Below are 22734 nucleotides of genomic sequence, written 5' to 3'. Positions count from 1 at the left end.
ATTTGATACGTTTGAAAATCGAAAGGGGGCGCACCCAAGACTGAGAGCGCCCCCTGAAATGCTTCGGCAGGAACGCCTGCTGAATGACTGATTAGGCCTGAGCGGCAGCGTCAGCAGCGGTTTCAGCGGCTTCGACTTCCACGAACTCTTCAGCCGGATCCTTGTCAGCACCTTCCTGGTGTTCAGCGGCGCCGGCGATGACGGCGTCAGCGATGCAGGAGGCGTAGATAGCGACAGCCTTGCCGGCGTCGTCGTTACCCGGGATCACATAGTCAACGCCAGCGGGGCTGCTGTTGGTATCGACAACGCCGATAACCGGAATGCCCAGCTTGTTGGCTTCCTGAATGGCGATCTTGTGATAGCCAACGTCAATGATGAACAGAGCGTCCGGGAGGGAGGCCATGTCCTTGATGCCGCCGATGGAACGGTTCAGGGCTTCGATTTCACGGTTGAAGTCGAGAGCTTCCTTCTTCGTCATCTTCTCAAGGCCGCCTTCAGCGACGGTGTCTTCCATTTCCTTGAGGTGCTTGAGCGTGTTCTTCACCGTCTTGAAGTTGGTGAGGGTGCCGCCGAGCCAACGGCGATCGACGTAGCTCATGCCGGCGCGCTGGGCTTCAGCAGCGATGATCTCGCGGCCGCCGCGCTTCGTGTCGACGAACAGGATCTTGCCGCCCTTGGCAGCGAGGTCGTGCGCGAACTTCTCGGCTTCAGCGAGCTTCGCAACCGTCTTCTCGAGGTTGATGATGTGGATGTGGTTGCGGGAGCCGAAAATGTACTGAGCCATCTTCGGGTTCCAGAAACGGGTCTGATGGCCGAAGTGGCAACCAGCTTCAAGCATTTCACGCATGCTAACCATGTTGATTCTCCAAGGTTTGGTCTGACATCCGGGTCTCATGCCTGCTTGCATAAGCGGGCACCTCGGTAAACCCGGATGCGCTATTTAAGGCTCCCGCCCAGAGGACGGACAGCCAGAAAAAAGGTTAAGTTTGTCTGCCCCGGTTGGAGCAGGCGTGCAATTATAGGATAAATTGAGATCCCGCTCAAGCGTTTTTTATGAATTTTCTTTGAGCTTTAGCCGCACTTCCCTGCCCCGCCCCCGCCTCTGGTGTACCATGTTGGCTAACTCTGGTTTTCAATATGACCTGCGCCGCGGGAAGCGGCCGGGCGTCCTGCGCCCCCTTCCTCTCTTCCCGCGTCCGGGGACAATTTAAAAATGGCAAAAGAACAGATCCCTAGCATTCATATCTGCACGCCGGAAGAAATCGAAGGACAGCGCACCGCCTGCCGCCTCGCTTCCGAGCTGCTTGACTACATCACTCCTTACGTCGAACCGGGTATCTCTACCCTTGAGCTCGATAACCTCATTCACCGCTATACGGTCGATGTCCAGAAATGCCGCCCGGCGGACCTTGGGTATCCGAACGCTGAAGGAGTCCCTTTCCCGGCCGCTTCCTGCATCTCGGTGAATAATGTCGTCTGCCACGGTATCCCGTCGGAAAAGAAGCTGAAGAAAGGCGATATCGTGAATATCGACGTCACGAGCATCTGGAACGACTTCTACGGTGATACTTCCCGTATGTTCCTTGTCGGCAAGCCGACCATCGCGGGAGAGCGTCTCGCCCGGGTGACCTACGAATGCATGTGGCGCGGCATTGAGGCCGTGAAACCCGGCAATACTTTCCGCGATATCGCTGTTGCCTGTGAAAAGGTGGTGTCAGATGCCGGTTACTCCACAGTGCGCGAGTACGGCGGCCACGGTATCGGCAAAGGTGTTTTCCACGGTGAGCCCTGGGTGTCTCACTATCCCCTTTCCCCGAAGGATTTCCCGCCCGCGGGCATCGTGTTTGAGCCTGGCATGATGTTCACGATTGAGCCGATGGTGAATGCCGGCCGCCGCCACATTCTGGATCTCGGAGACGGATGGACGGTGGTGACGAAAGATCATTCCCTTTCCGCGCAGTGGGAACACACCCTCGTCGTGACAGAAACCGGTTACGAGGTGCTCACGCATTCGGATGGCTGCCCGAAGCCGCCGGAATGGGCGACCCAGAAGTGGTAAGAAATCGCTGAGCCTCTCGCTCAGAACAAAAAGCCGCGGAATAAAATCCGCGGTTTTTTCTGATTTTAGGCAGACGTTATCCCCGTGATCAGGCCTTCTTCTCCGCGAAAGCCCACCAGTAGACGAGCGCCACCATGAACCCTCCGACGAGGTTTCCGAGCGTCACAGCGGAGAGGTTATAGAAGATCCCCGGAATCGTGATGACCGAGGGGTCGAATCCCGCGGGAGCCGGGAAACCGCTCGAAGCGAGAAGGTATCCCATCGGAAGGAAGTACATTTTGGCCACACAGTGCTCAAACCCAAGCGCAACGAAAGCGGAGACCGGGAGGAGCACAGCGAGAATCTTGTCAGCTACCGAGTGAGCCGCGAATCCCATCCAGACCGCGAGGCACACGAGCACGTTGCAGAGAATGCCTTTGAAGAAGAGTGTCCCCCAGCCAAGCGACACCTTGCCGGCCGCAATCTTCATCATTGTGGCTCCCATCTGCCCAAGTTTCGGGGTATCAGAGAGGTAGACGAGTGTCACCAGAATCACTGCGCCGACCAAATTGAATATCCAGACCCAGATCCAGTTCCTCAGCATGCCGCCCACGGGAATCTTCCTCGAGGCAAGAGCCCCAATCATCAAGGAGTTTCCCGTAAAGAGCTCCGCGCCGCAGATGATCACGAGAGCAAGGCCAAGCGAGAACATCAGGGCTCCCGCAAAACGCTGCACCGCGAAGGACAGCGAGCTGTCAGCCATGAAGAGCGTGAAGTAAAGTCCGCCGAGACCAATAAAAAAGCCCGCGGCGAGCGCGAGCGGTATCAGTCTGGAAAGCGTCAGGGCATTTTTCGTGACCCCGATCGACTCCGCCTTCCGTTCAATCGCGGCAGGGGCAAGCGAATCAATCGAAATCACGGGCTGCGAGGCGGCGCCCTCTTTCTTCAAATCAGTCATTCCTTATTCTCTCCTTAATCTGGAAGTGCTGAAGAATGATGATTTTAAAGGAAAATTACATTATTCAAAAGGCTACTGAAGTATCAGGCGGCATCCCTACTCAGGGGCATGCCGCCTGTCACTTATGGTGATACCGGATATCCGTCATGCCCTCTGATGGACTACAGAAAATTAGGAAAGCGCGGTTCCGGAATACGTACCGCGTACCGTAACCTTTCCTTCCCGCTTCAGGAAGACGCCGCGCGACATCACATCCGTCAGTTCCCCGTTCGAGCGAAGGAAACAGAGATCCGCGTCCCGCCCGGTTTCCAGCCGGCCCTTCGGTATCAGGAGACTGTCAGCCACATTGCTCGTAAGGAAAGGCAGCGCGCGGCGGATACCTATCTCGTGCGCGAGAATCTTCCAGGCGCGGAAATTATTCCGGATGTCGAGAGTCTGCAGTCCCTGCAGCGTCCCGTCTTCCGCGTAAACCGGCAGAGCGCCATGACCGTCAGTGGAGAGCGTGATGCGGTCTTCGGGAACACCCCCGGAAATTGCTTTCAGAACGGCATCCGCGGCTTTCTCGGGCTCATCCGTCGTGAAATCGAGCATCCCGCCCGCGCGGCCGAACTCAATCGCCGCATCCAGGTCTCTCGCGCAGTGCGTCGGTCTGAAATGCTCAATCGGAATTCCTCGCTTGACCGCGTCCATAAACATGCCGAACGCGCCGCCCAGCGTTCCGAGATGGATATGAAGGAAACCCCGCTTGCCGGCCAGGCGGCCTCCGAGCCTGATTTCGGAGACGAGCCGCATCAGCTCTTCCATCGTCATAAAGGAAGCGCGTGTATCGGCCATGGCAACTTTGACCCCAAGGCACTCGGGAATTGTGTAGAGATCCAGCTTCACGGAGCCGGTAAGCGTGGTCGGAGGATAGGCGTAGTTTGAGGTCCACATCCAGGTGGAGAGACCTTCCCGCCTCAGGCCGCGGATCTTCGCGAGCAGAGAAACCACCGGGCGGGAAATGACATCAGCCCCCAGAACGCCGACTACAGTCGTGTCGCCGCACTCCGCTGCTTCCTCAACAGAAAGCTCCGGCGCCCGGGTATGCTCTCCGCCCTCACCGCCTCCGCCTGTCACGTGCACATGCTGATCGATAAATCCCGGAAGCGCCTTCGCTCCTGACATATCAATCTTCTGAAGCCCTGGGATTCCCGGGGCAAGCGAGTCGCCGATTGCGGCGATCCGCCCCTCGACCACGAGAATATCCTTCACTCCCCGGTAATCCGGGGCATAGAGCTCAGCCCGCTGAAAAAGAAAACTTGCCATTGGATTTCTCCTTTCTTTTTTCGATGCGGGACTTCGGAGACGGCCTCCCGGTCTACTTCGAAGACTCGCGGTTGAAACCGTAGACCCGGACCGGCCGTTCCTCGACACCGCCGATACCGCGGAGCCTGTCAAGAACCTTTTTCGCGTTTTCGACCACTGGATTCGTGCTCGAATCGCTTCCGATCTCTTTCTGCTTCGTTTCACGGGCGATTGTCATGAAGAGCTTCACGCGGTTCGCGATATTCGCCTCCGAGCTGCCGGCTTCAAAGTCGAGCGCCATCAGGTTGGATTCCGGATAGCGGCCGCGGATTGCCTTCGCAACCCCCTTGCCCGTGATGTGGTTCGGGAGGCAGCCGAAAGGCTGCAGACAGAGCACATTCGGAACACCATGATTGATAAAGTCAATCATCTCTGCCGTAAGGAGCCAGCCTTCACCGGCCTGTTCTCCGAGCGACACAATGCCTTTCACCGAGGTCTGCAGTTCCTTGAAGTCCGCGATCGGCATATAGCGGGTGCCGGCGAGCGCTTCGCGCATCGAGCGGCGCAGAGACTCGATTCGGCCCATAAAGAACTTCCCAACCATCGACTTCAGGAAAGAGCCGCGGCGGAACTTCTGCTCTATCACGCTGTCATCCAGGCAGTAGAGGAAGAAGTCCGTCATATCTGTCAGCACCGGTTCGCCGCCTTCAGCCAGAATCATGTCCGTCAGGTGACGGTTGGCGTCCGGGTGATACTTCAGCAGAATCTCACCCACGATGCCGACACGCGGTTTTTCGATGTCATCCTGCGGGATGGAACCAAACTCGCGAACCATCGGGATCATGTCAGACTCGAAGTCTTCGACGCTGTTACGGAAGCTCACATCGCGGGCCCGCTCGATCCACTCGTCAAGCTTCTCCTTCGCGTCACCCTTGAAGAGCTCGTGAGCCTTGGTCGCGTAGTAGAGCCTCTGCAGCATATCGCCGTAAAGGGTCGCGATCATCGCGCGGCGAAGTGCAAGCGGCGAAATCGAGAAACCCGGCTGTTCATTCAGAGAACCGCCAGAGAGCGACACAACCGGCACCTGGCTGAAACCCGCTTCTGCCAGAGCGCGATGGAGCAGCGCAATGTAGTTAGTCGCGCGGCACGGACCGCAGGTCTGAGCCAGCATGAGTGCCGTATGGTCAGGATCCTCAACGTTTTCTTTCAGCGCGTTCACCAGCTGACCGATCGTGACGATAGCCGGATAGCAGGCGTCGTTATTCACGTACTTCAGACCAGTTTCAATCGCGCGCGGCGACGCAACCGGAAGAAGCTTCAGCTTGTAGCCGCTTGCGGAAAGGGCCTTTTCCAGAATGGCGAAGTGAATCGCCGACATCTGAGGCGCCAGAATCGTATGGGTTTCGCGCATCGAACGCACGAAAACCGCAGGCTTCGCCGGTGCCTTTGCGGGCGTCTCGTCAGACTCGTCTGCCTTCGGCATGCCACGGCCCGCCTTGCGCTCTTCCACCGTTGCGAGGAGCGACGCGATACGGATCTTCGCGGGTCCGAGCGAATCGCCCTCGTCGATCTTAAGAAGCGTGTAAAGCTTTCCGGACCGCTGCAGGATTTCGGCCACCTGATCCGACGTGATGGCATCAATGCCGCAGCCGAAATTCGTGAGATGGATCAGCTCAACACAGGGCTCGGTCGCCGCGAGCGCGGCCGCGCGGTAAAGCCTCGAGTGATAAGCCCACTGGTTGACAACACGCAGCTTCCCGGGTTCAGGCGCGAGCTGCATCACAGAGTCTTCCGTCACGACCGACACGCCCAGAGACGCGATGTAGTCGGGAAGCCCGTGATTAATCAGCGGATCCACGTGGTAAGGACGGCCTGCGATCAGGACCACCGTCTTGCCGGCAGCCTGAGCCTCTGAGAGAACCTTCTCGCCCTCGGCCTCAAGCCTCTGCTTCCAATCCGCCAGCGCGTCGCGGGCCGCATCATAGGCACGGTCAACTGCCGCCCCGTCAAGCTGCGGGAAATACTTCAGCATCACGCGCTTCACGACCTTCTTGTCGCTCACCAGCACGAAAGGCGTCAGAACCTGAGGCTCCACACCGGCCGGAAGATCCGCGTTCAGGCGGACCACTTCCGGGTAGCCCGCGACCACAGGGCAGGCAAAAGTGTTATCCGACTCCTTGAAAACTTTCTCTTCCTTCGGGATGCAGGGGAACCAGATCCGCTTCACACCGTGCGTGGCAAGCCACGTCACGTGGCCGTGGGCCAGTTTCGCCGGGAAACAGACAGACTGAGATGGCATCGAGGAAAGTCCGGAGTCAAAAATGGACTTCGTGGACTCCGGTGACAGCACAACACGGAAACGGAGTTTCGTGAAAAGCGTGAACCAGAACGGGTAGTGCTCGTAAATATTGAGCGCGCGCGGAATGCCAATCACACCCTGAGGCGCGTTCTCCTCTGCGAGAGGCTCCCCTTCAAACAGGTGCTGCAGCTTCCAGGCGCAAACGTTATTCGTCGGCTCTTCTTTCTTTTTCGCGCCGCCCCGGGCACCGAAGTCGCAGCGGTTGCCGGAAATAAACTTCCGGCCATTGCTGAACCGGTTCATCGTCAGCATGCAGCGGTTGTTGCAGCCCTTGCAGCGGAAGCTGCGGGTTACCACTTCGAGCGCCTCAAGAGAAGCGACATCAAGTTTCGGTGCGGGCAGATTCCTCATCTGCACCTTTTCACGCGCGATCAGAGCGCAGCCATAGGCTCCCATCAGACCGGCAATATCCGGGCGAAGCACGGGCTTCCCGAGATGCTTCTCCAGGACTCGGAGCAGTGCGTCATTCAGGAAGGATCCGCCCTGCACAACCACATGGTCGCCGAGCTCTTCAGCCGAACGGAGACGGAGCACTTTGTAAAGCGCGTTGCGGATCACTGAGTAGCAGAGACCGGCCGCGATGTCACCGACATCCGCGCCTTCCTTCTGCGCCTGCTTCACACGGGAATTCATAAACACCGTGCAGCGGGTACCGAGATCCGCGGGATTCTTCGCAAAAAGCGCCTTATGCACAAATTCCGGCAGTGTCAGGTTGAGGCTCTTCGCGAATGTCTGGATGAAGGCGCCGCAGCCAGAGGAGCAGGCTTCGTTGAGCTTCACCTGCTCAATCACGCCGTTATGCGTCTTCAGGCACTTCATATCCTGACCGCCGATATCGATCACATAGGTGGTCTTCGGGTCAAGGAATGTCGCGGCGCGCAGATGCACCACGGTTTCCACTTCACTCAGCGGTGTTCCAAGGACAGATGCCGCCAGATCAGCGCCGTAACCCGTGGTGCAGATACCCCGGATCTGAGCGCCTTCCGGCATCTCTTTCAGCAGCTCAATCACATGAGGAAGAAGCGTCGGCAGCACGGAACCCGTGTTGCTGCCATACCAGGACTTCACGATGCGGGATTCGCTGTCGAGCACGACAGCCTTCATGGTGGTGGAACCGAGGTCCACACCCATCCAGAGATCCCCCTTCGCTTCGGCAATCGGAGCCCGGGGTGTCACCTTGCGGCTGTGATCCGCGAGGAACTTCTGATACTCCTCTTCACTCGTAAACAGAGGGGGAAGGCTCGAGGTGCGCTTTCCCGTCGGACGGCTGCGCTCAATACGTTCAATCCAATCACTGAGCAGAATAGGACCTGCGCGGTTCTCATTCTCAAGCCGCGGGGAAAGTGAGCAGAGCGCCGCGCCGTAGGCCACGATGAATTGGCCGTCAGGAATATCGGCTATCGTTTCATCCGTAAGCTTCAGCGTTGCTATAAAGCGTGCGCGAAGCTGATCCAGGAAGTGAAGAGGACCGCCAAGGAAGGCGACTTTCCCTCGGATCGGGCGGCCGCAGGCCAGACCGCCGATTGTCTGATCGACGACAGCCTGAAGAATAGAAGCGGCCACGTCCTCCCGCCGGGACCCGGCATTCAGAAGAGGCACAACGTCCGTCTTCGCGAACACGCCGCAGCGGGACGCAACGGGATAGATCGTCTTCGCGTCGGCCGCGAGTTTATTGAGCCCTGACGCGTCCGTATTGAGGAGTGACGCCATCTGGTCGATGAACGCCCCCGTGCCGCCGGCACAGACCTCATTCATCCGAAGCTCCATCCCATCCGAGAGATAGAGAATCTTCGCGTCTTCGCCGCCAAGCTCAATTGCCACATCCGTATCAGGGGCAACGAGTTTGATAGCGCGGCTAGACGCAATCACTTCCTGAATGAATCCGGCGCCTGCTGAAACGGCAAGATCCAGAGCGGCGGATCCTGTCAGCATCAGTTCAAAGGCGGTATCGGGGTATTTGACCTGCAGCTCCTTCAGGAGCGTCAGCGCTGTTTCCTTTACAGCCGCGCCATGGCGACGGTAATCGCTTTCAAGGATCTTTCCTTCGCTGTCAACAACTGCAAACTTGGCAGTCGTAGAACCTAGATCAAGACCAATCCCTAGAATCTTCACAACTTGACTCCAAAACCGTCCAATTCCCCGGTTACAGACCGGGGAAGGCTGCTGTTAAACGATGGACCGGCAAAAAAACCTGTGTAAATTTTGACAAATCGGCAGTTGTATAAGAAGCAACCAGAATACAGGTTTACCCTTATCAAAAACCGAACCGTATATCGTCAGACTTCAGCCTGGTAGACGCTTCTGTAAATAGTGAGCACATCAGAGGCTTCAAGCGGCACAAAGTGTCCCAGAGTTTTTCCTCCGGTCACACTCTGAGCAAGCTCTTCAAGCGGCGCGTCACCAGCTCCGAGTGCCGTGAGAGAATCCGGCATTCCCATCTCGCGGTAGAAAGCCTTCAGCCGGGCAATGCCTTCGCGGATCGCCTCGGCATCATCCTCCTCCTTCACTTCCATCACATTGCGGGCCCACTGTGCCACGCGCTTCGGATTTCTGACACCGACAAAAGCGAGATACCCCGGAATGATGACCGCGAGCCCTTCAGCATGGATGATGGATGGCTTCCATCCGGAGAGAGCGTGTTCCATTCCGTGGCAGGCCCAGTCCTCCTCCTGTCCGAGGCCATAGAAACCGTTATGTGCGAAAGTGCCCGCGAGACCGATCTGGCTCCAGGCGCTGTAGTTCTTGGGCTCGCGGCGGATAATGCGGCCGAAATGCATGATGGAGCGCATTGCGGCTTCTGCCTGACCATCAATAAAACCCGTATCAGAAGTATTCGTGAAGTAGCGCTCCATGATGTGGCTCATCATGTCCACCACACCGGAGGCTGCCTGGACGGCAGGCAGCGTAAAGAAGAGCTCCGGATCAATCAGCGACATAAAGGATCGGATATGCTGGCTCGCAGTCCCCAGTTTCTTCTCGCCATTCGTCACCACGACGCGCATGGAAAGTTCGGAGCCGGCCGCCGGAATCGTGAGGATTACGGAGATCGGTGTAGCTTTTTCGCAGACAGCCCGGCCGATAAAGAAATCCCAGACATCACCGTCATAAGGAATTCCCATCGACGCGGCCTTCACGGTATCGATCACTGAACCGCCACCCACCGCAAGCAGCACATCCGGCCGCCATTCGCGCGCCTCTGCGATCAGTTCACGGATAAAGCCAACCTCCGGGTTCGGATGCACACCGCCTTTTTCCCGGACACTTAAGCCCGCATCAAGGAGTGACTGCTTTACCCGGTCATAAAGTCCGGTTCGTTTGATGGAGCCTCCTCCGTACACGAGAAATACCTTTCCGCCGGGGAAACGGCGCGCCAGACGTGTACCTATTTCTGTCTCAACTCCCCGGCCGAATACCAGTTCCGTTGGAGAACAAAAATCGAAATTCTGCATTTAAGCCCCTTCAATCTGAAACACATGTTGCGATCAGCTTACAACAAAATTTGTTACGCGCTAAGGATCCCGGATACCTAACCTGAGGGGCATTATTTCCGCTTCAAAAGTACCCCCCGAAAGTGGGATACGGGTTATTTTCGGCTTGACTTTGACTGTCTGAACGTCTATCTTTCAGGCCATGTCAAAAACGGCCTATCTGATACGCGGGGGACTGCACCGGTCTCTGCCGCGCACTTTTTTCGCCTGGTTCCGCCGCTGCGGGAACCAGCGGTCGCCGTTTTTTCAAGGAATCTTCCCTTTGCGGGAAGATTTTTTTTGCGTCCATGACAAGCGCCGCAGCCCGCGATCGGCCTTTCGGACCGTACTGCAGGCCACTTCGGGACCCCTCTCCCGCAGGCGCAGCAATTCTCCCATCACTCATTTTTAATCTGAGGCAAGCTCTATGTTGGAAAAACCCCTGACGGTTCGAGACCTGATTGAACCCGCCATCATGAAGGCTGGCGGCTGGGTGAACACCCATGCCCATGCGGACCGTGCCTTTACTCTGTCAGACAAGGTGCTGGAAATCCGCCGCACTTACACGCTGCAGCAGAAATGGGATGTGCTCGATCAGCTGAAGAAGAACTCTACCGTCGAGGATTATTACCGCCGGTTCTGCCAGTTCTTTGAACTGATGATCAGCCAGGGCGTTACCGCCGTCGGCTCCTTTGTGGATATCGACCCGCAGTCTGAGGACCGCGCGATCACGGCCGGTCTCAAGGCCCGTGAGCACTATAAGGATCAGCTCACAATCAAATTCGGCAATCAGACGCTGAAAGGCGTGATTGATCCGGAAGCCCGCAAGTGGTTTGACCGCGGCGCGGAACTGGTGGACTTCATCGGCGCGCTTCCAAAGCGTGACGAACGTGATTACGGCCGCGGCGAAGAAGCCTTTGACATCATTCTTGAAACCGCCAAGAAGTACGGCAAGATGGTGCATGCCCACGTGGACCAGTTCAATTCGTCTGACGAATATGAAACTGAAATGCTCTGCGCGAAAACAATCGAGCACGGCATGCAGGGCCGCGTCGTCGGTATCCATGGTATTTCGATTGCCGCCCACTCACAGAAGTACCGTACGCGTCTTTATGAACAGCTGAAGCGCGCCAAGGTGATGATGGTGACCTGCCCGACCGCCTGGATTGACACGCGCCGCAGCAACATGATCAGCCTTTCTCACAACTCCATGACCCCGGTGGATGAAATGATTCCGGCAGGTGTCACGGTCGCTCTCGGTACTGATAACGTCTGCGACGCCATGGTGCCCTGGTGCTCGGGCGATATGTGGCATGAGCTTCAGCTTCTTGCCACGGGCTGCCGCTTCGACGACTTCGAAAACCTCGTGAAGATCGCCTCCGTGAATGGCCGTAAGGTTCTGGGCCTTGATCCTTACGATTCTGAAACTGCCCCTGTTACCGCTAATAAGAAGGAGTGATCACAATGACTGAACCTCTGAACAATACCCGCCATCTCACCGCTTCCTCCCCGCTTGCGATGGAGATTACGGCGGAGAATCTGCTTCAGATCGGAGCGGTCAACTTCCTTCTGGATCAGCCGATCCGTCTGAAGTCCGGCCTTGTTACCCCGATCTACGTGGATAACCGTCAGCTGATTTCCCACCCGGATGAGTGGCATGACATTATCGAAACGATGGCCTCCTGCATTGAGGCTCTGAAACTCGACTTCGACTGTGTCGCAGGCGTCGAAGGAGCTGGTATCAGCCATTCGGCCGCTCTGGCCTACCGCATGAATAAGCCGAATCTCTACGTGCGCCGCGCTCCAAAGACCTACGGTGACCGCTCGCGCTTTGAGGGCGGCACGGTGGCCGGGAAGAAAGTGCTTCTGATTGAAGACCATATTTCCACCGGGCTCTCGTGCCTCGACGCGATCGACGCGCTCCGTGCCGAAGGCGCTACCGTAACGGACTGCCTCTCCATCACGAATTACGACATGCCTGAAACTGAACGTCTTTTCGCAAAAGCGGGCGTCGCTACTTATGCCATGCTGCCCTTCAGTTTCATTCTGGATAAGGCCGAAACCCTTGGCATGATCAATGCCGCTCAGCATGAAGATCTGAAGGACTGGCTTGCTACGCCGTGGACCTGGAGCATGCGCCGCGGAAGCGCTGTGACAGGCGCGGAAAACTGACCCTCTTCCGGATCTCATTTTCCTGATCAGACGCCGCGATTCATTCGCGGCGTTTTTTCGTTCGCTGTTTGTGTTTTTCCTTTATGATGTACGCCGTTGGCATCTTTTTCAGTCTACGTAAAACTCCATGCAGCTCACTCGTTATACCGACTACAGCCTGAGGGTTCTGCTCTACCTTGCTGTGGATCAGAATCGGAATCCGCCGGTCACCGTCGACGAACTTTCCCAGCAGTTTCAGATCAGCCGAAACCATCTGGTCAAGATCGTGCACGAACTTGGTCAACGGGGGCTTTTGCTGACCGTGCGGGGCCGCGGGGGCGGAGTTCGTCTTGCGAAAGACCCGAGTGAATACCGGATCGGTGACATCATCGAGCAGCTGGAAGGCGGCCGCGCTGTCATTGACTGCAAGAAGATCGGCTGCGTTCTGACTGGAAAGTGCGGCCTCTCCGGAGCGCTGTGGCGCGCTATCCGTCATTTTTTTGATGAACTGAATCAGTACACACTCGCGGACGCCATGGATGCCGAAACAGTCGCCGCAGTGGAAGCCCTGCATCCGACGCTTGAAGTTCTGATGCACAGCCGCGAAATCTGCCGCCATCACCCTGACGCCGAAGCCGCTGACAAAACATCTGCCCAGAAAAAGACCGGCAGAAAATCCTCTTCCGCCGGCCGTATCAAAATTTACGAAGTTCCGTAAATCTCTCTAAGACTGCTTCACTTCCTCTGTCTTCCGTTCCTGTGACCGGGTCACGGAAGACTTGGGAATGCCCTGTGCCGGTGTGGCCGTATTCTCAATAAATTCCTTACGCTTCGTCCACAGATAGGCGAACGCGATAATCTGCACAATACCTGCGGCAATCATCGTCGCGCGAAGCGAGAGCAGCGAAGCAATCGCGCCGCCCGCCAGAGGTCCGATGATGGAACCCGCCTGCTGGAAACTGAACGAAATACCAAACGCGCGGCCGCGCTCTGTTGATGGTGTGTATCGCGTCAGGAGCGCGTTGATCGACGGGAATACACCGGCAAAGGCTAGACCGCCGATAAACCGGAGAACGATGAACGGGTCAAGAGTGCTTGGAATCGCGGAGATAACTGCAAAAAGGCCGGCAAAAAGCATTGAGGCGAGAAGCACCGGTTTAAAGCTGAAAGTCTGACCCACCCAGCCCCAAAGCGGCGACGCGATTACACCTGCGATACCCAGCACAGCGAAGACATATCCGGAAAGCGCGACGATATTATCTTCAGACCCCTGCAGAAACGCCACGTAGAACGTGAAGATCGGCATCGCGAGCGTGATCGACACCTGGGTGAGGCAGGCTGAAATCAGCAGTCCGCGGATAACGGGCATTTTAAAGAGCGAGGGCTTCTTCTCTTTCTTTTCCTCAGCCTTTGCCGCTTTCGGGGCCGCCTTTCTCGGCGGATCCTTCACGAAAAGAATGATGACCATTGTTATCGTGAAAAGCGCCGCGCCGCCGAAAAAGAAAGACGTGCGCATACCGAAATACTGAGCAAGAACACCGCCGATCAGAGGTCCGATCACACCGCCTGCCGTCACGGCCCCCTGCATAATCCCCATAGAAATGCCAAGCTTCTGCTGCGGGCAGTTCGACGACATGATGGCGAGCAGCGCGGGCCAGAGACCTGCAGCAATGCCCTGCAGAACACGGACAAAAAAGAGCTGAGTCGGCGTCTGGACAAGACCGCCTAGCGTGTAAGCAAGCGACAGCAGCACGGCAGACCGGATCGCCATCAGCTTCCGGCTTCCCTTGTCAGACATCGCGCCCCAGATCGGAGCCATAAAGGTACTGACCAGGAAGGTAACCGAGAACACCGCTCCGGACCAGAGATTGACGTGTTCAGTAACGCCGAGCTCTTTCGTCAGATACACCGGCAGAAACGGAATCAGCATGGTGTAGCTAGACGACATCAGCGTGGCCGCCAGTGTCAGGATGGTCAGCAGCACCTTCCAATTCATCATCTTTGGAGGTGTCTTTTCAATTAATTGATTATTCATATTCAGATCCTGCACATAATTTCTTTCTGCCGCATTTCCGCTCTCATAGGCTGAACGGAATAAATCAAACAGATGAAACTATCGAGGCGCTTAGTTTAACCAATTGTGAGGATACACTTGACGCATCACGGAAAAACAATTCTGGCAAAATTTCTGAATTCCGTGACAATAGAAACAACCCGGGCGGTTTCTATCGAGCCCCGCAATATGATGAGAAAGGTTTAGCAGTGAATCAGATTCAACAAAGTACCTTGGAACACCTGAAAGATGCCGTAAGCCATCACGCTGTGACGCTAGTCAGTCATTTTCCGGGTAAACCCTCTGCGAAGCTGATCTCAGAATGTTTCCCGGACTTTACGCTGGTCAGCGGTGAATCCATCAAAGTCTGGAATCTGGCAGAAAATCTCCCCCGCGAGTTTTTTTCTGTTTACCAGACACCTCTGATTTTTGACGCCTGTGAGCGTGTTCCCGGTTTTCTAAGATACCTGTCAGATGAGCTGCCAACACTCACCGGTCCTCTGATTCTGATCGGAAATCCAGATCCGATTCCTGAAGTCCTTCTGAATTCGCCTCAATTCAGCAGAATCTGTCTGTTTCCGACCGCCTGGCCCGAAACAGAATCTTTTCCGCCGATCGGAGAGGATGTGTCCGAGACAGGCACAGTTTACGAAATGCCGGCTGCAATGGCAGAAGAAAGAACCGCAGCCGGACTCGCCAGAACCCGTGGATCTGACAGTATTGGCTCTTACAGTTTCTGGTCTGACTGGATGAACGAATTTATTCGGGATACAGCGATAAGTACCCTTAAGGTACGAGACCAGGCGGCCTTTTTCAGGTTTCTGAAAACACTGGCTGCATCTGCCGGGCAGGGGCTGAACGCGCGAGCCCTCGCGAAACAATCCGGCGTTACCGCAATGACCGCCGGAAACTGGATTCAGAAGCTGAAGTCCCAGCAGATCATTCAGCTGATTCAGCCGGTTCCGCAGCCTGAAAATCACCGTCACATCAGACGTCCGAAACTTCTTTTTACCGATACCGGTTTCGCCGCGTATCTGCTCGACGTGTCGTCCTATGACATCCATTCGAGTCCATACCGCGATGCGCTTCTTGAAAACGCATTTGCAATAGAACTGATGAAACGTTTCAGTCCGTATGACAACGCGGAATTCTTTTACTATCAGGACACCAATCACATTGCTGTCGATCTGATCTGCGAACTTTCCGGAACTTTCACACCTATTGCAGTCGCGACAGATGAGGCTTCACTTTTGAAGAAAATTCGGGACTTCAGAATTCTTCCTGCGCTGGGCTTGAAAACCGGCCTCCCCGCACTGATTACGCTGAAATCTCTCGCGGAAAAAGATGAAGTAAAGGCGCTTCAGCCGGATCTGGTGCTGCTGACCTGATCCGGATCTCAAACAGTCCGAAAGTGAAAAGGGAGGAGCGTGAGCTCCTCCTTTCTTTCTCCTGGTTTTCCAAACGCACATAAAACAAAACCCTCGAAAGAAAAACTTTCGAGGGTTTTGATGGGGGAGCCTGACAGTGACCTACTTTCACCGGAAATACAACCGACTATCATTGGCGCGAGAGCGTTTCACCGTCCTGTTCGGAATGGGAAGGGGTGGGGCCACTCTGCTATGGCCGTCAGGCAAAGGCTTTGCTTTCGAAGTTTTTTAAGGACTTCTCAAGCGAATTCTTTGGGAAGGAATGAAATCACATGGCTTGCTTTTCCACATTCACACATTTCTTTCTTTTTGCAAGCTTCCTTTCAAAACCATTTGCTGTCATTTAATCAAGCAGCACGGTTATAGGATCAAGCCGCACGGGCAATTAGTACCAGTTAGCTTCACGCCTCACAGCGCTTCCACACCTGGCCTATCAACGTCCTGGTCTCGGACGACCCTTCAGGGAGGTCAAGCCTCCGGGAAGACTAATCTTCAGGCAAGTTTCCCGCTTAGATGCTTTCAGCGGTTATCTCTTCCGCACATAGCTACTCGGCAATGCGACTGGCGTCACAACCGATACACCAGAGGTGCGTCCACTCCGGTCCTCTCGTACTAGGAGCAGCCCCTGTCAATCTTCCAGCGCCCGCGGTAGATAGGGACCAAACTGTCTCACGACGTTTTAAACCCAGCTCACGTACCTCTTTAAATGGCGAACAGCCATACCCTTGGGACCGGCTACAGCCCCAGGATGAGATGAGCCGACATCGAGGTGCCAAACACCGCCGTCGATATGAACTCTTGGGCGGTATCAGCCTGTTATCCCCAGAGTACCTTTTATCCGTTGAGCGATGGCCCTTCCATACAGAAGCCACCGGATCACTATGACCTGCTTTCGCATCTGCTCGACTTGTCTGTCTCGCAGTCAGGCACGCTTTTCCCATTGCAGTATCCTCACGATTTCCGACCGTGATTAGCGTACCTTCGCACTCCTCCGTTACCCTTTAGGAGGAGACCGCCCCAGTCAAACTGCCCACCATGCACGGTCCCCAGCCAGGATCACTGGCCCAGGTTAGAACCTCAAACAAATCAGGGCGGTATTTCAACGACGGCTCCGAATGAACTGGCGTCCATTCTTCAAAGCCTCCCGCCTATCCTACACAGATCGGTTCAAAGTCCAATGCAAAGCTACAGTTAAGGTTCATGGGGTCTTTCCGTCTAGCCGCGGGGAGATTGCATCATCACAAACATTTCAATTTCACTGAGTCTCGGGAGGAGACAGTGTGGCCATTATTATGCCATTCGTGCAGGTCGGAACTTGCCCGACAAGGAATTTCGCTACCTTAGGACCGTTATAGTTACGGCCGCCGTTTACTGGGACTTCGATCAGGAGCTTGCACCCCATCAATTAATCTTCCAGCACCGGGCAGGCATCACGCCCTATACGTCGACTTTCATCTTTGCAGAGCGCTGTGTTTTTAGTAAACAGTTACAGCCACCGATTCTCTGAGACCTCTTCGCCCTTCGGGTTTCTCTCCCGTCAAGCTACAAAGGCACACCTTCTTCCGAAGTTACGGTGTCAATTTGCCGAGTTCCTTCTCCCGAGTTCTCTCAAGCGCCTGAGCATATTCAGCTCACCCACCTGTGTCGGTTTACGGTACGGTCGCCGTTGAACTGAAGCTTAGAGGTTTTTCCTGGAAGCGCTTCCAGTGGCTTCGCCTTCAAAAGAAGACCCGATCCTTCGTCCTGGGTATACGCCTGCGGATTTGCCTGCAGGCACCCATCGCTCGGAAGCCGGGACATCCAACACCCGGTCCACTCTGGCTGCTCCGTCACCCCATCGCATTCAACGTCGGTTCAGGAATATTAACCTGATTTCCATCAGCTACGCTTCTCAGCCTGGCCTTAGGAACCGACTCACCCTGCTCCGATTAACGTAGAGCAGGAAACCTTGGGTTTGCGGCGAGCGGGCTTTTCACCCGCTTTATCGTTACTCATGTCAGCATTCGCACTTCTGATACCTCCAGCAGACCTTACGATCCACCTTCACAGGCTTACAGAACGCTCCCCTACCACTCATACTCAAAGTATGAATCCGCAGCTTCGGTTATCAACTTAGCCCCGTTACATCTTCCGCGCGGAAGGACTCGATCAGTGAGCTATTACGCTTTCTTTGAAGGATGGCTGCTTCTAAGCCAACTTCCTGACTGTTTTAGCCTTTCCACTTCGTTTTCCACTTAGCTGATATTAGGGACCTTAGCTGGCGGTCTGGGTTGATTCCCTTTTGAGTCCGGACGTTAGCACCCGGTGCTCTGTCTCCTGCGCGAAGCTTTCTGGTATTCGGAGTTTGCCATAGTTTGGTAAGACGCCATGTCCCCCTAGCTATAACAGTGCTCTACCCCCAGAAGCTCATGCGCAAGGCACTACCTCAATAGTTTTCGGGGAGAACCAGCTATCTCCAGATTTGTTAAGCCTTTCACCCCTAACCACAGCTCATCCTCTGGTTTTGCAACACCAGTAGGTTCGGCCCTCCAGTGTGTGTTACCACACCTTCAGCCTGGCCATGGTTAGCTCATCTGGTTTCGGGTCTATGCCATGCGACTGAATCGCCCTGTTCGGACTCGCTTTCGCTGCGCCTCCCCTAGTCGGTTAGGCTTGCCACATAACATAAGTCGCTGACCCATTATGCAAAAGGTACGCAGTCACCCCGAAGGGCTCCTACTGTTTGTATGCATGCGGTTTCAGAATCTATTTCACTCCCCTCCCGGGGTTCTTTTAACCTTTCCTTCACAGTACTAGTACGCTATCGGTCGATCACGAGTATTTAGCCTTGGAGGATGGTCCCCCCATGTTCAGCCAGGGTTTCACGTGCCCCGACCTACTTTTCGAATCCTCAGTACCTTGAGATGAACGTCCCGTACGGGGCTATCACCCACTATGGCGAGCCTTTCCAGACTCTTCCAGTGTTCTTCTCAATATCGAATTCAGGCTGTTCCGGTTTCGCTCGCCGCTACTTCCGGAATCTCGGTTGATTTCTTTTCCTGCAGCTACTGAGATGTTTCAGTTCGCCGCGTTCGCCTCCATGCGCTATGTATTCACGCATGGATCAAGCTAAAGCTTGGAGTTCCCTCATTCGGAGATCCCCGGATCAAAGCTCGTTGTCAGCTCCCCGGGGCTTTTCGCAGACTGCCGCGTCCTTCATCGCCTGTGATCGCCAAGGCATCCACCACATGCACTTAGTCGCTTGATCCTATAACCCTGCCGCCTTTTACCCGGCACGGTTTCAATCGACTTGTAACGTGTCGCTGTTCTCTAAATGTTGCTTCGGTTTCTTGGAGAAACTTGCAAATTTGTGAATGCAATCACAACCCATGTTCATAACTGCCCTGAAATACCCTCATCAAGTATTCCAGGCACTTAGAACTTTCATTCCTTCCTAATTGTTAAAGAACAACCGAACATAGTCTTCATTTCTCAGAAGACAACGAACGATAAGTATGAGCACCTGTCTTGAGAACTTCGTTCTCTTAAAAGGAGGTGATCCAGCCGCACCTTCCGGTACTGCTACCTTGTTACGACTTCACCCCAGTCATGGAACCCACCGTGGTCGCCGTCCTCCTTGCGGTTGGACAAACGCCTTCTGGCAAACCCCACTCCCATGGTGTGACGGGCGGTGTGTACAAGACCCGGGAACGTATTCACCGCGGCATGCTGATCCGCGATTACTAGCGATTCCGACTTCATGCAGTCGAGTTGCAGACTGCAATCCGGACTACGATCGGTTTTCTGGGATTAGCTCCGCCTCCCGGCTTCGCTGCCCTCTGTTCCGACCATTGTATGACGTGTGAGGCCCTAGCCGTAAGGGCCATGAGGACTTGACGTCATCCCCATCTTCCTCCGGTTTGTCACCGGCGGTCTCATCAGAGTGCTCTTGCGTAGCAACTGATGACAAGGGTTGCGCTCGTTGCGGGACTTAACCCAACATCTCACGACACGAGCTGACGACAGCCATGCAGCACCTGTGTTCAGGCTCCCTTGCGGGCACTCCAGACTTTCATCCGGATTCCTGACATGTCAAGGCTAGGTAAGGTTTTTCGCGTTGCGTCGAATTAATCCACATCATCCACCGCTTGTGCGGGTCCCCGTCAATTCCTTTGAGTTTTAATCTTGCGACCGTACTTCCCAGGCGGTCAGCTTCACGCGTTGGCTTGGTTACCCAGGAATTGCTTCCCGAACAATCAGCTGACATCGTTTAGGGCGTGGACTACCAGGGTATCTAATCCTGTTTGCTCCCCACGCTTTCGTGCATGAGCGTCAGTCATGTCCCAGAGGGCTGCCTTCGCCATTGGTGTTCTTCCGCATATCTACGCATTTCACTGCTACACGCGGAATTCCACCCTCCTCTGACAAACTCTAGCCATGCAGTCACAAATGCAGTTCCCAGGTTAAGCCCGGGGATTTCACATCTGTCTTGCATAGCCGCCTGCGCACCCTTTACGCCCAGTAATTCCGATTAACGCTTGCACCCTACGTATTACCGCGGCTGCTGGCACGTAGTTAGCCGGTGCTTATTCTTCAGATACCGTCAGCGGAACGTATTATTCGTACGTCCCTTTTCGTCTCTGACAAAAGCGGTTTACAACCCGAAGGCCTTCATCCCGCACGCGGCATGGCTGGATCAGGGTTTCCCCCATTGTCCAAAATTCCCCACTGCTGCCTCCCGTAGGAGTCTGGGCCGTGTCTCAGTCCCAATGTGGCTGATCATCCTCTCAGACCAGCTACTGATCGTCGCCTTGGTAAGCTTTTATCTCACCAACTAGCTAATCAGACATCGGCCGCTCCTGTCGCGCGAGGTCTTGCGATCCCCCGCTTTCACCCTCAGGTCTCATGCGGTATTAGCTGATCTTTCGATCAGTTATCCCCCACAACAGGACACGTTCCGATGCATTACTCACCCGTTCGCCACTCGCCGGCAGGAGCAAGCTCCCCCGCTGCCGTTCGACTTGCATGTGTAAGGCATGCCGCCAGCGTTCAATCTGAGCCAGGATCAAACTCTTGAGTTCAATCACTGCTATTACTTCATTTGCCTCAGTTTCCTGAGGCGTCGCGCTCAAAATTATCGACTGGTAATTCTCAGAAGCTCTCGCTTCTGCATCATTCCATTCGTCTTTTCAAGCACCTGATTTTTTATGAGCTGAAGCTCTTCAAAACCAGATGCTCACGCTTATCGGTTCGTTATTCAGTTTTTAAAGATCGTCACTGCATCGCAGCGACACGATGAGTATCCTACCCTCTCGATTTTAAAAATGCAAATATTTTTTCATTCGATCTTTCATTTTCCTCAATGGATTTCATGAAAACAATTGATTAAAACGATCATTTTTTTATTAATTTTTTCTGTTTTATGGATTTCGGACAGCTTCCATACAAACAGGGCGGAGAAACTTCCGTTTCTCCGCCCTGTCTGAAAAGCCCAAAATGCTTAAATAAAGCGGCAGATATGATCAACAGCAATATCTGAGAATCCAAAGGCTTCCGCTTTGGTGACTTTTCCGCTTGCGACCCGGATCACTTCGTCGAGAATACCTTTCCCGGCATCAGCGATGGTCAGATCTCCTTCCAGAATACCGGACGCATCGATGTCCATATTGTCAGCCATGCGCTTCGCGGTCTCCCTGTTACCGGTTACCTTGATTACCGGAGCCAGAGCGTGACCGGTCGGTGTACCCCGCCCTGTTGTGAAGACCACCACTGTAGCGCCTCCCGCCACCATGCTCGTGACAGAAGAAATATCGTACCCGGGAGTATCCATAATCAGAGCTCCCTTCTTGGTTGGTCTTGCCGCTTCCTGAAGGACCTCTACAACAGGCCTTGTGCCTCCTTTATGGATGCAGCCAAGAGACTTTTCCTCAATCGTGGATAGACCGCCTGCTTTGTTCCCCGTGGTCGGCTGCCCCGTACGGCAGTCCTGTCCAACCCCGGCAAGATGTTTTTCGTAATCCTCGCAGATGCGGATGATCTGGTCATGGATTTCCGGTGTTGCACCTCGTTTCGCGAGAATATGTTCCGCTCCCACGAACTCGATCGTTTCAGACATCATCGTGGTGCCGCCCAGATCCACGATACGATCAGACATGTTCCCCACCGCCGGATTCGAGGCGATGCCGCTTGTTGCATCCGATCCGCCGCACTCAATTGCGACAAACAGATCTGACGCATCGCAGGGTTCACGCTGCTGCTCACTTGCCTGTGCAACCATTTCCCGGGCTGCTTTAACCGCGGCCGCAGTTGTTGCTACCGTTCCGCCTATCTCCTGTATTCCGAACGAGACGACAGGTTTGGAAGTCTCCGCACGGATTTTCGCGGCCAGTTCTCGATGACCGACCGTTTCGCACCCAAGGCCGATTACGATGACTCCGAATACATTCGGATTCAGCGCGAACCCCGTCAGCACACGAAGATTCATGTCCGTGTTCGCCTGCACATCAGAACACCCGACATTCATAATCACGTTCTTTGTGCCGCGGACTTCGCTTGCCACCAGTCTGCAGGTTTCGGAAGCGCAGGCACAGCCTGGAAGAATCAATACATAGTTTCTGACACCAACACGCCCGTCCTCCCGACGATATCCCATGAACTGCATTTCACGCCTCCTTCTTAAGCAAATACTCGTCTGCATACGCCCGCGGCTGACTGGCAATATTCCGATCATTCACAAGACATCCTTTACGGATATCCTCGGTGGCTTTGCCGATAACCTCACCGTACTTCAGTACCTCTTCTCCAGAGGCAATATCACGAAGCGCGATTTTGTTGCAGAAAGCGATCGCCTCAGCGGCTTTCACTGCCCCTCTTGAACCATCCGGCTCAAGAATCTCGACCTCATCCCCCGGCTGAACCGCGGACGTGCAAACCGCAATATTGTCAGTGGCATGTATATGCAAGGCTTTTGGCATCTGAACGTTCCTTTCCTGATTCGGAATAACTAGAACGCACTCTA

13 protein-coding genes and 3 rRNA genes are annotated in these 22734 nt (G+C 54.9%); 5 read left to right on the top strand and 11 right to left on the bottom strand.

Annotation, left to right across the window (positions count from 1 at the left end; translation table 11 throughout):
• Positions 1–91: 91 nt before the first annotated feature.
• A complete protein-coding gene (gene rpsB / locus M4NBBH2_RS06200; RefSeq protein ID WP_116270140.1) occupies positions 92–856 on the bottom strand; it encodes a 30S ribosomal protein S2 in 765 nt (254 codons plus the stop codon).
• Between the two features lie 357 nt (positions 857–1213).
• On the opposite strand from rpsB, the gene map reads away from it, so the two are divergent.
• The gene (map, locus tag M4NBBH2_RS06195) at positions 1214–2059 is read left to right on the top strand and encodes a type I methionyl aminopeptidase (protein WP_116270139.1); all 846 of its coding nucleotides are present in this window, start codon (positions 1214–1216) and stop codon (positions 2057–2059) included.
• Positions 2060–2147: 88 nt separating this feature from the next.
• Here map and M4NBBH2_RS06190 read toward each other — a convergent pair whose 3' ends face one another.
• The 4 genes from M4NBBH2_RS06190 to M4NBBH2_RS06175 all read right to left on the bottom strand — a co-directional run bounded on the left by M4NBBH2_RS06190 (position 2148) and on the right by M4NBBH2_RS06175 (position 10088).
• Positions 2148–2996, bottom strand: a complete 849-nt coding sequence (locus M4NBBH2_RS06190; protein WP_116270138.1) for a formate/nitrite transporter family protein — start codon at positions 2994–2996, stop codon at positions 2148–2150.
• A gap of 171 nt (positions 2997–3167) precedes the next feature.
• Positions 3168–4301, bottom strand: coding sequence for an amidohydrolase family protein (locus M4NBBH2_RS06185; protein WP_116270137.1), 1134 nt, complete (start codon positions 4299–4301; stop codon positions 3168–3170).
• Positions 4302–4353: 52 nt separating this feature from the next.
• Positions 4354–8751, bottom strand: coding sequence for an acyl-CoA dehydratase activase (locus tag M4NBBH2_RS06180; protein WP_202973735.1), 4398 nt, complete (start codon positions 8749–8751; stop codon positions 4354–4356).
• Positions 8752–8915: 164 nt separating this feature from the next.
• The gene (locus M4NBBH2_RS06175; RefSeq protein WP_116270135.1) at positions 8916–10088 is read right to left on the bottom strand and encodes an iron-containing alcohol dehydrogenase; all 1173 of its coding nucleotides are present in this window, start codon (positions 10086–10088) and stop codon (positions 8916–8918) included.
• Positions 10089–10533: 445 nt separating this feature from the next.
• Here M4NBBH2_RS06175 and M4NBBH2_RS06170 point away from each other — a divergent pair, with 445 nt between their 5' ends.
• The 3 genes from M4NBBH2_RS06170 to M4NBBH2_RS06160 all read left to right on the top strand — a co-directional run bounded on the left by M4NBBH2_RS06170 (position 10534) and on the right by M4NBBH2_RS06160 (position 12975).
• Positions 10534–11565 (top strand): amidohydrolase family protein, encoded by a 1032-nt coding sequence (locus tag M4NBBH2_RS06170; protein ID WP_116270134.1) that lies wholly within the window; start codon positions 10534–10536, stop codon positions 11563–11565.
• 5 nt (positions 11566–11570) lie between these two features.
• A complete protein-coding gene (locus tag M4NBBH2_RS06165; RefSeq protein WP_116270133.1) occupies positions 11571–12278 on the top strand; it encodes an orotate phosphoribosyltransferase in 708 nt (235 codons plus the stop codon).
• 127 nt (positions 12279–12405) lie between these two features.
• Positions 12406–12975: an RrF2 family transcriptional regulator gene (locus M4NBBH2_RS06160; protein ID WP_116270132.1), complete on the top strand. Its 570-nt coding sequence runs from the start codon at positions 12406–12408 to the stop codon at positions 12973–12975.
• A gap of 6 nt (positions 12976–12981) precedes the next feature.
• Here M4NBBH2_RS06160 and M4NBBH2_RS06155 read toward each other — a convergent pair whose 3' ends face one another.
• Positions 12982–14256, bottom strand: a complete 1275-nt coding sequence (locus M4NBBH2_RS06155) for an MFS transporter (protein ID WP_202973734.1) — start codon at positions 14254–14256, stop codon at positions 12982–12984.
• Between the two features lie 8 nt (positions 14257–14264).
• Between M4NBBH2_RS06155 and M4NBBH2_RS06150 the strand changes: the two genes are divergently transcribed.
• Positions 14265–15698, top strand: coding sequence for a DUF8612 domain-containing protein (locus M4NBBH2_RS06150; protein ID WP_125064645.1), 1434 nt, complete (start codon positions 14265–14267; stop codon positions 15696–15698).
• Positions 15699–15826: 128 nt separating this feature from the next.
• On the opposite strand, the gene rrf is transcribed toward M4NBBH2_RS06150, so the two are convergent.
• The 5 genes from rrf to M4NBBH2_RS06125 all read right to left on the bottom strand — a co-directional run bounded on the left by rrf (position 15827) and on the right by M4NBBH2_RS06125 (position 22690).
• A 5S ribosomal RNA gene (gene rrf / locus M4NBBH2_RS06145) occupies positions 15827–15941 on the bottom strand.
• 160 nt (positions 15942–16101) lie between these two features.
• Positions 16102–18984 (bottom strand): 23S ribosomal RNA (locus tag M4NBBH2_RS06140).
• A gap of 280 nt (positions 18985–19264) precedes the next feature.
• Positions 19265–20797, bottom strand: a 16S ribosomal RNA gene (locus M4NBBH2_RS06135).
• Together the 16S, 23S and 5S rRNA genes form the textbook arrangement of a ribosomal RNA operon.
• A gap of 419 nt (positions 20798–21216) precedes the next feature.
• Entirely contained in the window at positions 21217–22377 is a 1161-nt protein-coding gene (locus tag M4NBBH2_RS06130) for a UxaA family hydrolase (RefSeq protein WP_116270130.1), read from the bottom strand.
• Position 22378: 1 nt separating this feature from the next.
• Positions 22379–22690, bottom strand: a complete 312-nt coding sequence (locus M4NBBH2_RS06125) for a UxaA family hydrolase (RefSeq protein WP_116270129.1) — start codon at positions 22688–22690, stop codon at positions 22379–22381.
• Between the last annotated feature and the right edge of the window lie 44 nt (positions 22691–22734).

This window comes from Mesosutterella multiformis (assembly GCF_003402575.1).
Taxonomy (GTDB): Bacteria; Pseudomonadota; Gammaproteobacteria; order Burkholderiales; family Burkholderiaceae_F; genus Mesosutterella; species Mesosutterella multiformis.
This window is presented reverse-complemented; position numbering and strand designations above follow the sequence as displayed.